13 protein-coding genes are annotated in these 15643 nt (G+C 64.0%); 5 read left to right on the top strand and 8 right to left on the bottom strand.

What is annotated here, in order from left to right; genetic code table 11:
* The coding region (locus HFRIS_RS19565; RefSeq protein ID WP_006713145.1) for an isovaleryl-CoA dehydrogenase at positions 1-1603 on the bottom strand (1603 nt) is incomplete at its 3' end.
* Positions 1604-1915: 312 nt separating this feature from the next.
* On the opposite strand from HFRIS_RS19565, the gene cysM reads away from it, so the two are divergent.
* Entirely contained in the window at positions 1916-2818 is a 903-nt protein-coding gene (gene cysM / locus HFRIS_RS19560) for a cysteine synthase CysM (RefSeq protein ID WP_006713144.1), read from the top strand.
* A 92-nt stretch (positions 2819-2910) separates the two neighbouring features.
* Here cysM and HFRIS_RS19555 read toward each other — a convergent pair whose 3' ends face one another.
* Together HFRIS_RS19555 and HFRIS_RS19550 are read right to left on the bottom strand one after the other, a co-directional pair.
* Positions 2911-3258 (bottom strand): hypothetical protein, encoded by a 348-nt coding sequence (locus HFRIS_RS19555; RefSeq protein ID WP_006713143.1) that lies wholly within the window; start codon positions 3256-3258, stop codon positions 2911-2913.
* Positions 3259-3597: 339 nt separating this feature from the next.
* Positions 3598-4194 (bottom strand): DUF1415 domain-containing protein, encoded by a 597-nt coding sequence (locus tag HFRIS_RS19550; protein WP_006713142.1) that lies wholly within the window; start codon positions 4192-4194, stop codon positions 3598-3600.
* A 163-nt stretch (positions 4195-4357) separates the two neighbouring features.
* Between HFRIS_RS19550 and HFRIS_RS19545 the strand changes: the two genes are divergently transcribed.
* Entirely contained in the window at positions 4358-4900 is a 543-nt protein-coding gene (locus HFRIS_RS19545; RefSeq protein ID WP_006713141.1) for a YaeQ family protein, read from the top strand.
* 36 nt (positions 4901-4936) lie between these two features.
* Here the strand turns inward: HFRIS_RS19545 and HFRIS_RS19540 are convergent, their stop codons facing one another.
* The 3 genes from HFRIS_RS19540 to mltB all read right to left on the bottom strand — a co-directional run bounded on the left by HFRIS_RS19540 (position 4937) and on the right by mltB (position 9589).
* A complete protein-coding gene (locus tag HFRIS_RS19540; protein WP_006713140.1) occupies positions 4937-6148 on the bottom strand; it encodes a phosphotransferase enzyme family protein in 1212 nt (403 codons plus the stop codon).
* Between the two features lie 15 nt (positions 6149-6163).
* Positions 6164-8335, bottom strand: coding sequence for a TonB-dependent siderophore receptor (locus tag HFRIS_RS19535; protein WP_006713139.1), 2172 nt, complete (start codon positions 8333-8335; stop codon positions 6164-6166).
* Positions 8336-8410: 75 nt separating this feature from the next.
* Positions 8411-9589: a lytic murein transglycosylase B gene (gene mltB, locus HFRIS_RS19530; protein ID WP_006713138.1), complete on the bottom strand. Its 1179-nt coding sequence runs from the start codon at positions 9587-9589 to the stop codon at positions 8411-8413.
* 467 nt (positions 9590-10056) lie between these two features.
* On the opposite strand from mltB, the gene HFRIS_RS19525 reads away from it, so the two are divergent.
* Complete coding sequence (locus tag HFRIS_RS19525; protein ID WP_006713135.1) at positions 10057-10998, top strand: histone deacetylase family protein; 942 nt, start codon at positions 10057-10059, stop codon at positions 10996-10998.
* A gap of 33 nt (positions 10999-11031) precedes the next feature.
* Here the strand turns inward: HFRIS_RS19525 and HFRIS_RS19520 are convergent, their stop codons facing one another.
* A complete protein-coding gene (locus HFRIS_RS19520) occupies positions 11032-11913 on the bottom strand; it encodes a LysR family transcriptional regulator (RefSeq protein WP_006713133.1) in 882 nt (293 codons plus the stop codon).
* A gap of 252 nt (positions 11914-12165) precedes the next feature.
* Between HFRIS_RS19520 and HFRIS_RS19515 the strand changes: the two genes are divergently transcribed.
* Together HFRIS_RS19515 and ylqF are read left to right on the top strand one after the other, a co-directional pair.
* Positions 12166-13518, top strand: coding sequence for an MFS transporter (locus HFRIS_RS19515; RefSeq protein ID WP_006713132.1), 1353 nt, complete (start codon positions 12166-12168; stop codon positions 13516-13518).
* A gap of 139 nt (positions 13519-13657) precedes the next feature.
* Positions 13658-14620 carry a ribosome biogenesis GTPase YlqF gene (gene ylqF, locus HFRIS_RS19510; protein ID WP_006713131.1) on the top strand — a complete coding sequence of 321 codons (963 nt, stop codon included), beginning with the start codon at positions 13658-13660 and terminating at the stop codon, positions 14618-14620.
* A gap of 138 nt (positions 14621-14758) precedes the next feature.
* Here the strand turns inward: ylqF and HFRIS_RS19505 are convergent, their stop codons facing one another.
* The gene (locus HFRIS_RS19505) at positions 14759-15556 is read right to left on the bottom strand and encodes a MetQ/NlpA family ABC transporter substrate-binding protein (RefSeq protein ID WP_006713130.1); all 798 of its coding nucleotides are present in this window, start codon (positions 15554-15556) and stop codon (positions 14759-14761) included.
* Positions 15557-15643 lie beyond the last annotated feature (87 nt).

The raw sequence follows: 15643 nt of genomic DNA, 5'->3' as shown, positions 1-15643 counted from the left end.
TGTGGCCTGCCAGCGTGCCGTAGACCCGGCCGCCATCGCCTTCGCCACGACTGGCAAGGAAGGCATCGGCCGAGCCGGCAGGGGCGTGGCGCAGCATCAGCATGCCCTGCAGGGCCAGCACCAGTTGCTGTACCAGCCGCCGGGCGCAGGCCTCGCGTTCTTCCTCGGGTGCCTGCAGCATCTGCTTGAGGGCGCTCACGCGTTGCGCCAGCGAATCATGGGCGTCGGCCGCGTCCTCCAGTTCCTGCAGCAGCAGCTGGAAACCTTGCGTTTCACGGCCAATGGCGCGCAGCACGTCCAGGCACATCACATTGCCCGAACCCTCCCAGATCGAATTGACCGGGGCCTCCCGGTACAGGCGCGCCATCGGCCCGGTTTCCACGTAGCCGTTGCCGCCCCAGACTTCCATGCATTCGCCGGTGAATTCCAGGGCACGCTTGCAGATCCAGAACTTGGCGGCGGGCGTGACGATGCGTTTCCAGGCCCGCTGCAGCGGGTCGTCTGGGGCATCGAAGGCATGCGCCAGGCGCAGCATGAGCATGGTGGCGGCTTCGCTTTCCAGGGCCAGGTCGCAAAGGACGTTGCGCATGAGCGGCTGTTCGGCCAGCAGGCGCCCGAAGGCGCTGCGATGGCGGGCGTGGTGGATCGCCTGCACCAGGGCCTGGCGCATCAGCGCGGCGCTGCCGATGACGCAATCCAGGCGGGTATGGTTGGCCATCTCGATGATGGTGGTGATGCCGCGCCCGTCGGCACCGACCATGATGCCCATGGCTTCCTCGAATTCGACCTCGCTGCTACTGTTGGAGCGATTGCCGAGCTTGTCCTTGAGCCGCTGGATGAGGATGGGATTGCGCGTGCCATCGGGCAGCCAGCGCGGCACGAAGAAACAGGACAGGCCGTTCTCGGTGCGCGCCAGCATCAGGTGGGCATCGCACATCGGCGCCGAGAAGAACCACTTGTGCCCCGACAGCAGATAGGCCGTGCCACGGCCGTCATTGAGCGGATCGGCCGGCATGGCGATGGCGGTATTGCTGCGCACGTCGGAGCCGCCCTGTTTCTCGGTCATGCCCATGCCGATCAGGATGGAGCGCTTGTGCGTGATCGGCAGGTCGCGGGTGTCGTGTTCGCGCGAGAACAGGCGCGTGCGCAATTGTTCGAACAGCGCCGGTTCCTGCTGCAGCACCGGGATCGCGGCGAAGGTCATGGTGGTCGGGCAGAGCGAACCGGCCTCGATCTGCGCGTGCAGGAAGTAGCCGGCAGCGCGGGCGACGTGGGCGCCGTCGCCCGGCTGCATCCAGGGCAGGGCGTGCAGGCCGGCGCGGCGCAGCTGTTCCAGCAGGGTGTGCCAGGCCGGGTGGAACTCGACCACGTCGATGCGATGGCCGGTGCGGTCGTGGGTTTGCAGTACGGGGGTGTGACGGTTGGCCAGTTCGGCCAGCTGCATCATCTCGGCGCTGCCGAGCGCCTCGCCCTGGCTGGCCAGGGTGCAGTCGTGCCAGTGGGCGCCTTCGCGCTGGACGGCGTCGACCAGGGCGGCGTCGCTGCGGTAGAGGTTGTAGTCGTGCAGGTCCGGGACCTGGTTGCTGATCTCGTGGGTGTGCATGGCGTCTCCGAAAACGCGCACAGCTGTTTTGATGGGGCAGCTTCGCCCGCTTTTTTGTGCACTTTGATAGGTGGCAGTGTGCGCGTATTTGCTGGACTTGGGAACCGTTGCAGGCTTTTGCCTTCCTTGCTCCTTGCGACGACTGCCCCGCCCGGATCCTGCCTGGTCATCCCTACGATGTTTTGGCTATATCCATATAAGCATCTTGTTAGGTGGCGTCGCCGGCACATGCGTTGCAGTCATATTAGAATGCTTGTTTCGACCAAAGATCGCCCCCGTGCGTGTGCACGGCTGCGCAAGGAAGCCCAGCAGATGTCTTATCCGACCATCGAATCCACCATCGGCAATACCCCGCTGATCCAGTTGCCGCGCATCGGCGGCGATGAAGCCCGGCGCCGCAACAACATCATCCTCGGCAAGCTCGAAGGCAACAACCCGGCCGGTTCGGTCAAGGACCGTGCCGCCTATTCCATGATCACCCGCGCCGAGGCGCGTGGCCAGATCAAGCCCGGCGACACCCTGATCGAAGCCACCAGCGGCAATACCGGTATCGCGCTGGCGATGGTGGCGGCCATGCGTGGCTACAAGATGGTGCTGCTGATGCCGGAGAACCTCTCCGAGGAGCGCCGCCAGAGCATGGCGGCGTATGGCGCGCGTATCGTGCTCACGCCCAAGAGCGGCGGCATGGAATACGCCCGCGACCTGGCCGAACAGATGCAGAAGAACGGCGAAGGCCTGATCCTGGACCAGTTCGCCAACCCCGACAATCCGCTGGCCCACTACGAGACCACCGGTCCCGAAATCTGGCGCGATACCAAGGGCAGCATCACCCACTTCGTCAGTGCCATGGGCACGACCGGAACCATCATGGGTGTGTCGCAATATCTGAAGGAAAAGAACCCGCAGGTGCAGATCGTCGGTGCCCAGCCGGAAGAGGGCTCGTCCATTCCGGGCATCCGCAAGTGGCCCGAGGCCTACCTGCCCAGGATTTTCGACCGTTCCCGCGTGGACCAGACCGAATCGGTCAGTCAGGCCGATGCCGAGAACATGGCCCGCAAGCTGGCCGTGACCGAGGGGCTGTTCTGCGGCATCTCGGCCGCTGGTGCCTGTGAGGTGGCAGTGCGGCTGTCGCACCAGCTGGAGAACGCGACCATCGTCTTCGTCGTCTGCGATCGCGGCGACCGCTATCTCTCTACCGGGGTGTTCCCGGCCTGACGCCGGCCGACGCATGACGCGCAATGCAAAACGGAGCCAATGGCTCCGTTTTGTTTTTGTCGCACAGTCGGGACCAGGTCCCGGGCAGTTGCTTACTCCGGCGAACCGGCGGTCGGCGCCGCGCCAGGAGCAGCACCTGGCTTCGGCTTGAACTGCTTGTCGCTGATGCGGAATTTCTCACGGCGATCACCCATCAGTTCGCGCAGCTCGCGAATGGACAGCTCGCTGACTTCATGCATGCGGATCAAGAGCGATGCACCCACCGGCAGGCGGCGGTGACGAATCTTGCTGATCACCGGCGGTGCCACTTCCAGCGCGCGTGACAGGGCTGCGTCATTCTTCAGGTGCAGCTTCTCGATCAACGCATCCAGCAGATGGTTCGGATCGTAGTTGACATGATCGGAAATGGAGTTGGTTTCAGCAGTATCGTTGGTAGTCATGATCGGGACGTTCCATTATGCAGATGTTTGTGGAAGGCTTTGCGCCTATGCATTAATTGTTTGTAAAACTGCAAAACGCGACTGACGGTATCTGAGAGCCAAGGCGATGCCTTTTTCTGCAGGATAACGAAAGCCCTATCAAAGAACGACTTCAAAACAACGCTTATCAAGTTCTCTGTTCTCTGACCAAGTGCGCTTGAGGCAGCACAACAATAATTCTATGTCTATATAGAAATAATTGCACATTTTTCATGCAGTCAGAAAATTCTATTCCACAATAGTTGCAGAAACTCATGCCCGAATTTGTAACAGATATTAACAGCATTCCTCGAAAAATTGCTAGCGTTGCCGTTTTGATACGACAAATGGCAGCATGTTCCAGCCAGTTAGCCCCAATTTCCTCAAGGTAACCATGTTTTTATCGAAGATGGCGGAGGCATCGGGGTAGGCTTCCACGGCCCTGTCGATGCTGTTTTCTCGCAACAGATGGAGGATGGGAAAAGGCGAGCGATTGCTGTAGTTCTCGATATCGTCGGGTTGCGCGTCGGCAAACTGGTAGTCCGGGTGGAAGCTGGCGATCTGCAGCACGCCGTCGAGCTCGAGTCGTTCCAGGATGCGATCGGCCCAATCCAGGAAGTCGTTGTATTCGTGGAAGTCCGCTAATGCGAGCGGAATGATGAAGAGGGTGGTGTCCACCTGTTCCGGGTCGGTCTTTGCCAGAAAGGCCAATTGCTGTTCCAGATCGGCCGCCAGGCTGTCCCAGTCCTGGCCGTGGCTGACGTGGTAGCGGACCTGGTCCTTCACATGGACCGACTTGGCAAAGGGACAAAGATTCAGACCGATGACGGCCTGTTCCAGCCAGGCGCGGGTGAGGGCGATGACGTCGTCGTCGCTGAAGGGGGGCTCGGCGGCAGTGGAGGCGGAGGTGGCGTTCATGGGGCGGCATTGTCGCATGGGCAGGCGGACACGGGCAGCCGCCGGACAGCCCAAGCCGCCACAAATGCCCACGCACCGGCCAGATCGGCTATGCTTGCCAACCTTTGGCGGCGGCCCCGTACCGGCGGCCCCGCATTTCCTTTGCAAGTACAAGACACATTCCATGGCGCTCAAATCCACCATCTTCAAGGCTGACCTGCAGATCTCCGACATGGATCGGCATTACTACCAGCAACACGCACTGACCATTGCCCGCCATCCGTCCGAGACCGACGAGCGCATGATGATCCGGGTGCTGGCCTTCGCCCTCAACGCCAGCGAGTCACTGGCCTTCGGCAAGGGACTCTCCGATACCGACGAGCCAGACCTGTGGCAGAAGGACCTGACCGGCGCCATCGAACTCTGGGTCGAAGTCGGCCAGCCCGATGACCGCGCCATCCTCAAGGCCTGTGGCCGCGCCGACCGGGTGCTGGTGTATAGCTACAGCAGCGTCTCCAATATCTGGTGGAACCAGACCGGCAGCCGCGTGGAGCGCGCCAAGAACCTGAAGGTGGTCAATATCCCGGCCGAGGCCAGCCAGGCACTGGCGGCCCTGGCGCAGCGCACCATGCAATTGCAATGCACGATCCAGGATGGTCAGGTCTGGCTGGGCGCCAATGAAGAGATGGTGTTGATCGAACCGGAAACGATCAAGGATTTTGCCTGATTCTCCACCAGGTTTGCGCGACGTGGCGCCTGTGCCTCAGCGGGCGGCCTGATTGACCGCTGCAGAAGCGCTATCCGGCTTGTGCTCCAGCGCATCGGCGCGATGCTGCAGATGCGTCAGCAGGCGCTGTCCTTCGCTGGTGTGGAACCACGCAGCGTGGCCCAGGAAATAGGTGTCATAGGCCAGCGAGGCATTCTGCGGCGACTGCGTCACGCCGTGGAAGTAATCCAGCTCGGCCAGCGCGAACTCGGCATGCACCAGCGGCAGTAGCGCCGCCAATGCGCGTGTCTGGCGCGCGTTCAGTGGTAGCACCGAGGCATATCCGTCCAGCATCGCATCCAGCAGATCCAGGTGCACCAGCTGCACCTGGCGTTGCGGGATGGCCAGCCATTCGACGATGTTGCGCTCGATGGCGGTCGCCAGGTCATGCAGCGCGCAGGTGCGGTCGCACAGGCCGAAGTCCAGTACCGTCTGCACCTGCGCCTGTTCGGTGGCATCGCTCCACAGCAGGTTGGAGGCATGCCAGTCGTTGTGGGTCCACAGCGGCGCAAATTCATCCAGATAGGGTTTCAATCCGGCGTGCCAGGGCAGCAGGTGCTGTGCCACCTCGCCCCGCCAGGGCCGGTTTTCCAGGTAATCGGCGATGGCCGGACGCTGTTCGATGTAAGCCTGCAGGGGCCGCACCGGGTCTTCCTGCGAGAAGATGGTGAAGCTCGACACCAGCGGACGCGCCGGGCGCGCCGGTGCGTCGTAGCCGGCCGAGGCCTGGTGCAGTCGCGCCAGCATCCGGCCTGCCGAATGCGCATGCTGGCCGCTGCTGAAGGGCGTCCACGACATCGCCTCACGATACAGGTCAACCCCCGGCGCCAGCGGAAATACTTCATAGGTCCAGTATTCGTCGGCCAGCGCGGTGGCGCCCTCGGCGGTGGCCAGCGCCGGGCTGACCGGCAATCCGTTCGCCTGCAGGTGCGCCACGAAGCGATGTTCCTCGGCCAGTGCGACGACATCGCGTACCCGCGCATGATGGCGCTTGACGATGACGGGCCCGCTGGCGGTCTGCATCACGCAGGCCGCCGAGAACGGGCGTGGGCTATGCCACTCCAGCCGCAGCGGCTGGCCGACCTCGGGATAGTGATGCAGCACCCGGGCCACCTCGGCGGAGGTCAGCGCCGGCCAGTCGGAGATGACCGGCTCGGCGCCCATGCCATGGCTGATGACGCGGGTGAGATGGTGCGACGCGGCTTGCATGATCGCGGTAACCGGTCAGAAATCGTACTGCAGCGACAGGCGCGCCGTACGCGGCGCACCCAGGTGCACATAACCGTCGCCCAGGTACTGGCCGGCATCCTTCCAGTAGCGCTTGTCGAAGAGGTTGTCGATGTTGGCGCGCAGGGTGGCGGTATGGCTGCCCATGCGCATGCGGTAGCGCAGGCCGGCATTGAAGACATGTACCGCCGGCAGGTTGACGCTGCCATCGCGGGTGGCGGGCTTGCTGCTGCTGTAGAGCCAGTTGCCCATCAGGTTCAGGCCTTCCACGCCGGGCAGCGCGTAATCGGCATAGACGCTGCTGCGCAGGCGCGGCACGTTGACCACCTGCTGGTCATCGTAGGCGGCGGTGCCGGTATCGCTGGCGCGTGCGCGGGTGGCGGCCACGCTGGCACCAACGGCCAGGCGCGGGCTGAGTTTGCCGCTGGCGCCCAGCTCGATGCCGGTGTTGGTCTGGCGGCCTTGCTGGACGTAGGTAAAGCCGTTGGCGCTGGAGTCCGGCTGCTGGTATTCGTAGGCCTTGCGGATACGGAACAGGGCGGCCGTCAGTGCCAGGTCAGGCGAGACTTCCCATTTCACGCCGGTTTCCAGCTGGCGTGCCACCGAGGGCGGCAAGGTGGTCGGGAAGTTGCTGACCCAGAACGGCGCGGAGGTCCCGAGGGTCAGTGTCTCTGCGTAGCTGCCATAGACCGAGAGGTTCTGCAGCGGCTTGAAGATCAGCGCCAGTTGCGGCAGGAACAGGTTGCGCGAGGTGGTGCGCGTGGCGCTGCCATCGGCACCGAAGGCCTGCTCGTTCAACCACACCTGACGGCCGCCGGCGATGGCTTGCCAGCGCTCGGAGAATTGCAGGCGGTCGCTGAAGAAGAGCGCCTTCTGGCGGCTGTCCAGGTTGCGATAGGCCGGGCCGGGAACATCGGTGGCCGGTGCCAATTCCGGTGTGCCAGTATAGATATTGCCCTCGCCCACCAACACGCTGATGCCATCGGGCTTGTCCACGGTCCGGCGCGACATCGCCAGGCCCAGCGTCAACTCGTGCTGCAGCCAGCCGGTGGCGAACTTGCCGATCATGACCGCCTGCGCTTCGTCATTGCGACGTTCGTCATTGGGGACGCGATAGTCATAGACATCGAAGTCGCCATTGGCACCGAAGGTGGTGGAAGCGAAGCTGCCGCTGCCATACGGGAAAGCCAGGTAATCATCGATCACCGCCCGGCTGCGACCGGCCTGCACGTAGCCGCGCCAGTCGGCATTGAATTCGGTATCCACGCGCAGGCGGTAGTTCAGCGCACTGTCGCGCACCGGTTGCGCCCACGATTGTGGCGTCAGCATGGTCTTGGGCGAGACGCCCGAGGGCAGGGTGGTGCCGCCCAGCAGCTGGTAGCCGGCTACCGAGTGCTGCGCCTTCTGCTGGTATTCGGCATCGAACTGCACCAGCGTCTTGGAGGACAGCGCCCAGGTCGCCGACAGCGAGGCAAAGTCGCGCCAGCCATCGCCATGGTCGACGTAGGAGTGGATGTCTTCATGCGCGGCGTTGATGCGCAGGCCGAACTGTTTCTGTTCGCCGAAGAGTACGCCCAGGTCGGCGGCCAGGTAGCGCGAGCCGTAGGAATCGGTACCCAGGGTGATCGAGCGTACATCGGCCGGGCGCTTGGTCACGTAATTGACGATGCCACCGGCGCTGCTGACACCGGCCTGCAGGCCGGCCACGCCCTTGAGGAATTCGACGCGTTCCTTGTTTTCCAGCGCGATGTTCTGTTCGCCGGTCGCCGTCAGGCCATCGATGCGATAGGCGCTGGCCGGGTCGAGCGTCACGCCACGGATGCTGAAGTTCTCGTAATAGCCCACCGGAGCGTAATTCTCGTTGATGGCGGCATCGTTCTTGACCACGTCCGAGAGCAGGCGCGATTGCTGGTCGCGCATCTGCGCGGCCGTGACCACAGCCACCGAGGCCGGGGTGTCCAGCAGCGGCGCATCGTCGAAACCGGCCACGGCGGCTGATCGAGGGCGCGCGCCATCCCTGGTCGTCCCGCTGGCGGTGACGTTGACCGTGGGCAGCGCTTCGCCCTTGTCGTCACCGACATCGGCGGCGCGGGCAGTGGCCGACAGGCCGAGCGAGGTGCCGGCCAGCGTCAGCATCAGCGTGGAGGCCAGGGGTGCAATGCGTTTCATGGTGGTTCTGATCGTGGAGGGTAGGAGAGCCGGAGCGCCGGGCGCTCCGTCGTATCGGCCAGCGTGGTCGCCGGCTCAGCGATTGCGGGCGACGGCCACGGCGCGGCCGAGGTCGGCCACCGACATCGCATAGAAGTAGCTGCGATTGTACTGTGTGATGGCGTAGAAGTTATTGGTGGCGATCCAGTACTCGGTCGGGCCGGTGCCGTTCTGCAGATCGACCAGGCCGAAGCGCTGACCGGCCGGCAGCGGCGGGGTGGAGATGCCGGCCGCGTGCAACTGGTCTTCGCTGTACTTGGCTTCCAGCCCCTGGTTGAGCATGGCTTGCCATTGCAGGTTGTCGGCCGAGACGGTGACCGGGAAGGCCACCGGTTCGCTGCGCTGCCAGCCATGCACGGACAGATAGTGGGCCACGCTGCCGATGGCATCCACCGGCGAATTGCGCAGGTCGATCTTGCCGTCGCCATCGAAGTCGACCGCGTATTCGCGGATGCTGCCGGGCATGAATTGCGGCCAGCCGATGGCGCCGGCATAGGAGCCGCGCAGCGACAGCGGATCGATACCGGCCTCGCGAGCCAGCAGCAGGGTGTTTTCCAGCTCGCCGCGGAAGAAGGCCATGCGGGCCTCGCGATTGGGCGTGTTGGGATAATCGAAGGCCAGCGTGGTGAGCGCATCCATGACGCGGAAGTTGCCGGTGTTGCGGCCGTAGATCGTTTCCACGCCGATGATGCCGACGATGATTTCCATCGGCACCCCGTATTGCGCTTCGGCGCGCGCCAGCGCCACGCCATAGGTATTCCAGAACTCGACGCCGGCATTGATGCGCACCGGTTCCACGAAGCGGGCGCGATAGGCGCTCCAGTTCTTGGGTTTGGTGCTGGGGGCCGGCTTGATCAGCTGGATGGCGCTGTCCACATAACGGGTCTTGGCGAAGAGATCGTTGAGGTCGCCCCGCTGGAACTGGTTGCGCTCGACCATCTCGTCGATGAAGCGGCCGACGTCCTTCCAGTCATTGAAGTTGACGAACTCGCCCTGATCGTCTGCCACGACTTTCTTCTTCGCCGCCGACTTTGCTGACGGCTTGGCCTTGGGCTTGGCTTTGTCGCTGCCGGCTTTTTTGTCTGCCGGCTTTTTCTGGGTTTTCTTTTCCACAGGCTTGCCGTCCTGCGCATGCGCTGCCGGCGCCAGGGCGCACAGGCCGGCGAGCAACAGGGTGGAGAGGGACGAAGTCAGGCGAGGCAGGGAGATGGGCATGAGCGGCAAGCGGTGAAGCGATCTGGTCAGCGGAGCAGGGGGCGGGACAAGCCTGCAAGTATACCGCATCGGCCCCCTTGCCCCGTGCTGGTGCATGCTGGGTGCTGCGTCCCGTACACGATACGCGACAGCGGATGTACACTGGGGCCTGTTCACATTCAATCTGCGAGATGCGTTGGCGCCAGAAGGCGGGGTGGCAAGGCGCGCGTCAGGGCTGGTGGTGGTGCCACCAGCCCTGACGTGCAACGCCGCCAGCGCGCCTTCTGGCGCCAACCCTTCGGGAGAGGCCGCCAAGCGTCGCCTGCCGTTGTTGCAGCTCCTTGCCGTAGCACCACTACGGCGCGTCGCTGCGCCTAGGCAGTCAACGCTTGGCGACCTCTCGCACTCGTAGATTGAATGTGAACAGGCCCTAGCCCGATGAGACAACCCGGCCGGCCACGGCTTGCCTGTTAGTAACAAGAGCAATAATGACCACCGCCATCTATACGCACGCCGACTGCCAGCGCCACGAAATGGGCGACTGGCACCCCGAGGCCCCCGCCCGTCTGGAGGCCATCGAAGATCAGTTGATCCTGAGCCGCATCGATCAATTCCTCGACCGCCGGGAAGCGCCGCTGGCTGATCCGGCCGAGCTGGAGCGGGTACACACGGCTGCGGCCGTGGATTACGTGCGCGAGCACTGTCATGCGCTGAGCCTGTCGGGCGAGCGCTATTACTCCATCGACGGCGAGACCCTGATCAACCGGCATAGCTGGAATGCCGCTTTGCGTGCGGCCGGCGCGGCCGTGGCGGCGACCGATGCGGTGCTGGCCGGCGAGCTGGACAACGCCTTCTGCGCCGTGCGTCCGCCCGGGCATCACGCCACGCACGACAAGGCCATGGGTTTTTGCCTGTTCAACAACGTGGCGGTGGCGGCTCGGCATGCCATCGACGTGCACGGGCTGCAGCGGGTGGCGGTGATCGATTTCGACGTGCATCACGGCAATGGCACCGAAGACATCTTTGCTCATGATCCACGGGTGCTGATGGTGAGTTTCTTCCAGCATCCTTTCTATCCCTTTTCCGGCGATGGCCCGACCGAGTCGCACATCGTCAACGTACCGGTGCCGGCCTACTCCGATGGGAGTGCGGTGCGTCAGGTGGTCACCGAGAAATGGCTGCCGGCGCTGCATGCGCATCAGCCGCAGATGATCTTCATCTCGGCCGGTTTCGATGCCCATCGCGAAGACGACATGGGCCAGATGGGGCTGGTCGAGGCCGATTACGCCTGGATCACGCGGCAGATCATGAAGATCGCCGACCAGTACGCCCAGGGCCGCATCGTCAGCTGCCTGGAGGGAGGTTATAGCCCCTCGGCGCTGGGGCGCAGCGTGGTGGCCCACCTGAAGGTGTTGGCCGACCTGGAGTGAGCCACGCGCGCGCGGCGAGGATTTGCTGGCGCGCTAGGTCGGGTGGGGCTCGTAGGCCTCATAGGCCGCGATGATCGCATCGGCCACCGCCCGCACCCGGGCGGTACGGTTCAGGTCGCTGTGCAGGACCAGCCACATGTCGTAGGGCGTGGCCCGTTCCGGCCAGATGCGCACCAGCCCGCTGGCAGCGTCGCCCACATGGATGGGCAGTTCGCCGATCCCGAATCCCGCCTGCAGGCAGTCGTACATCACCAGCCCGGTACTGACTTCCATGGCCACGTTGGCATGGACGATGGATTCGCCACAGATCTGTTCGGGCTTGTTCGGCGAGATGCTGTACGGGTAGATCACGACGTCATGCCCCTTCAAACCGCTGCCGGATTCGGGCCGCCCCCGCTTTTTCACATAGGCCTTGGACGCATACATGCCTTTGTGCAGCCGCTTGAGATGGCGCGTGATCAGGTCCGGCGCGTCCGGGCGCACCGTGCGCACGGCGATGTCGGCTTCGCGCTTGGTCAGGTTGCTCAACTGGGTGGAGGTGGTGAGCACTACCTTGATGGTGGGATGGGATTCCCGCAGCCGCTTCAGGGCCGGCAACAGGAAATGGCGCGCCGTGATGTCGGTGGCGGCCAGCCGTACCACGCCGCACAGGCGCTCGTCGATTCCCTGCATCTGCCGCTGCAGTTGCTCGGCGCCTTGCTCCATCTGGCTGGCGGCCGCTGCAGCCAGTTCGCCGGCAGGGGTGGGCACGTAGCCACCCGGGGTGCGCAGGAACAGGCGTGCGCCCAGCGATTTTTCCAGCGCGGCCAGGCGCCGGCCGACCGTGGCCTGGTCGATCTCCAGGTGCTCGGCTGCACCGCGCAGGGTACCGACGCGGTAGATGGCGAGAAAGATGCGGGCGTTGTCCCAGTCCATGAGGATGTGCTTTCCTGGAAGATGAGCTGATGCAGATTTGCATCAGCCCGCTGATTTTATACCTCTTTATTGCATCGCAGCGAACGCCTAGAATCCATCCATCGTCACTCGCCCCGGGGGTACCGGCAGCGAGTCTGCCGCTCTCCCTTGCGCCGTTCGCGCAGAAAGAATGTCATGTCTTCCGTTCCTCGTCCCCTTGGCCCGGCACCTGCCGGCCATCCCCCTGTCACCGCTTTACCCCATCGGGCTGGCTTGCTGCCACTGGTAGCGCTGGCCATCGGTTTCGTCATGGCCATGCTGGACGTGACGGTGGTCAACGTCGGTCTCTCCAATATCTCCACCAGTCTCGATGCACCGCTGTCCACCCTGGTCTGGATCGTGGACGGCTATACGCTGACTTTCGCCGCGATGCTGCTGGTGGGCGGTGCGCTGGCCGACCGCTTCGGCGCGCGCAAGCTTTACCTGACCGGCCTTTTCCTGTTCGTGCTGGCCTCGTTGCTGTGCGGGGCGGCGCCCAATGGTCCTTTCCTGGTGGCAGCACGCCTGCTGCAGGGGCTGGGTGCGGCTTTCTTCATGCCCAGTTCGCTGAGTCTGCTCAGTCACGTCTACGAGGATGATCGCGTGCGCGCCCGCATGCTGGGCGTGTGGTCGGCCACCGTCGGCCTGGCCGCCGCCGTGGGTCCGCTGGTGGGCGGCGTGCTGATCCACTGGCTGGGCTGGCGCAGCGTCTTCCTCATCAACGTGCCGGTCGGGCTGGTGGGCCTGTTGATGGCCAGGAAGCTCATCCCGCAGGTGGCCGGGCAGGCCCGTGCCCTGCATCTGTATAGCCACCTGGCCGGGGTGGTGATGCTGGCCGGGCTGTCCTTTGTGCTGATCCAGGGGCCGGTCTATGGCTGGACCTCGCCGCGCATCCTGGCCGGGCTGGCGGTGGCAGTGCTGGCCGCCGTGGCCCTGGTGCGCCACGAACTGCGCGGCGTGGCACCGCTGCTGCCCAAGGCCCTGTTCGCCACGCCGCAGTTTGCGGCCGCCAATGGCATCGGCTTCATGATCAATTTCGGGATCTACGGCAACCTGTTCTACCTGGCGCTGTTCCTGCAGCAGGGGCGCGGCGCCGACGCTCTGCAGACCGGCCTGCAACTGGTGCCGATGATGGCCGTGGTGTTCTTCGGCAACCTGATGTCGGGCCGCATGGCCGCGCATTGGGGACCGCGCGTGCCGCTGTTGCTGGGTTTGTCGGTGGGTACGGTGTTTACCGCCGTGGCCATGAGCTTCCGCCCGGACACGCCCTACTGGGTGCTGGCCGTGGTCTGCGCTGCAGCCAACCTGGGCATCAGCACGGCCATCCCCGCCATGACCACGGTGGTGATGCAGGTGGCCGGCAAGGCCCACGCCAACAGCGCGGCGGCGGCCCTGAACGCCAATCGCCAGATCGGTGCCCTGGTCGGCGTGGCCCTGATGGGCGCCATCCTGCACAGCGTGGACGGCTGGGGGCTGCGCAATGGCCTGGCCTTTGGCGTGATGGCCGTCGCTTACGGGCTGGCGCTGTGGCTGGTGTGGCGTTTCGTGGGTGTTGTCAAGGAGCAATGGGTGACCCGGCGCGCCTGAGCGCGGTGTTGTTCCCCGTCCAACAGCCTGCCCCGACTTGTGCGCGGCAGGCTGTTTTATTGGGGATTTGTTAGGGATTGGCGGGGCAGGGCCGTAAAATAGCGCCTTCAACGAAATACGCACCAGAAAGAAATCCCGCATGTCCATCCAATGGTTCCCCGGTCACATGAACTCGGCCCGCCGCAAGGCCGCCGAGAGCATGGAAAAAGTCGATATGGTCATCGAAGTGGTCGATGCCCGCCTGCCGCAGGCCAGCTGCAATCCGATGATCGAGCAGTTGCGCAATGCGCGTCAGCGTCCCTGCCTGAAGATCCTCAACAAGACCGACATGGCCGACCCGGTGGCCACGCAAGCCTGGATCGACTACTACAACAGCCAGAAGGGCGTGACCGCCGTGGCGCTGTCGTGCAAGAAGCCCTCCGACGTGGCACGCGTGCCCAAGCTGGCCATGCAGGTGGCCCCGCACCGCGGCACGGCTCTGAAGCCCCTGCGCATGATGATCATGGGCATCCCCAACGTGGGCAAGTCCACGCTGATGAATGCCTTGCTGAAAAAGCGCGTGGCAGCAGTCGGCGACGAGCCGGCCGTGACCAAGACCCAGCAGCGGCTCTATCTGGGCAACAACATGGTCCTGACCGATACCCCGGGCATGCTGTGGCCCAAGATCGAGCACCCCAGCGATGGCCTGATGCTGGCCGCCAGCCATGCGGTGGGCAGCAACGCCCTGATCGAGGAAGAGGTGGCCACCTTCCTGGCCGACCTGCTGCTGCAGCGTTATCCGCAATTGCTCAAGGCGCGCTACGGCTTCGATCCCGAGGGCATGGATGGCGTGGCCGTGGTGGAGGGCGTAGCGGCCAAGCGGGGCTTCCGTCTCAAGGGTGGCGACTACGATTTCGAAAAGGCCGCGCATACCTTCCTGCAGGATTACCGCAGTGGTGCGCTGGGGCGCATCTCGCTGGAGACCCCGGCGTCGCGTGCCGAGCTGCTGGCGACCTACCGTTCCACCGACAACCCCGATGCCCTGCCGGCCGAGGATGAGGAAGAAGAGGAAGAGGACTACGACTGGCGCAATGCGCCGGATCACCGGGAGCGCAAGGACTGAGTGCGCCTGTGCCGCTCGGTCGGCTTTCCTTCCGGCGTGCTCAAATCATATAAATGATTTGAGCACGCCGGAAAAGCAAAAAGGCCAGCGCGAAGCTGGCCTTTTCGTTTGCTGCAAGGAGGCTGCAGGGGAGGTGGATTACCAGGAGGTGATCACGGAACCCTTGTACTTTTCCAGCACGAACTTCTTCACTTCCGGGCTGTGGTAGGCCTTGACCAGCTTGGCGACCCAGGGCTTGTCCTTGTCGGCAGTACGAACGGCCAGCACGTTGGCGTAGGGACCGGTGGAGGCTTCCACGGCGATGGCGTCCTTGGTCGGCGACAGGCCGGCCGATTCGGCGTAGTTGCCGTTGATGACGGCAGCGTCGAAGTCATCCAGCGAACGCGGCAGCTGGGCAGCATCCAGTTCGATGATCTTGACCTTCTTGGGGTTCTCGACGATGTCCAGCGGGGTGGCCTTCAGACCGGCATCGGCCTTGAGCTTGATCACGCCCTTGGCCTGCAGCACCAGCAGTGCGCGACCGCCGTTGGTGGGGTCGTTGGGCACGCCGACACGGGCGCCTTGCTTGAGGTCATTGAGCGACTTGACCTTCTTGGAGTACACGCCCATCGGGAAGGTGATGGTGCTGCCGACGCTGACGAACTTGTAGCCGCGGTCCTTGATCTGCGCATCCAGGTAGGGCTGGTGCTGGTAGGAGTTGGCGTCCAGGTCGCCGGAAGCCAGGGCGGCATTGGGCTGGATGTAGTCGGTGAATTCGATGACCTTCAACTGCACGCCGTCTTTTTCCAGCAGCTTCTTGACCTGTTCCATGATCTCAGCGTGCGGACCTGCGGTCACGCCGATCTTGATCTGGTCTTCCGCGAATGCGGGGGCCGACACCAGGCCGGCGGCCAGGCCCAGGCCTGCGATGAATTGAATCAACTGACGACGTTTCATGACTTTCCTTTCAAGCTTTTTTGAAATGCGCAGCGGATAGCTGCGCGGTGTTATCGATACCGGTTGCGCGCGGCGCTCTTGGCGCGC

This window comes from Herbaspirillum frisingense GSF30, from assembly GCF_000300975.2.
Taxonomy (GTDB): domain Bacteria; phylum Pseudomonadota; class Gammaproteobacteria; order Burkholderiales; family Burkholderiaceae_D; genus Herbaspirillum; species Herbaspirillum frisingense.
Note: the sequence above shows the minus strand (reverse complement) of the source record. Positions and strands in the feature narration are given on the sequence as shown.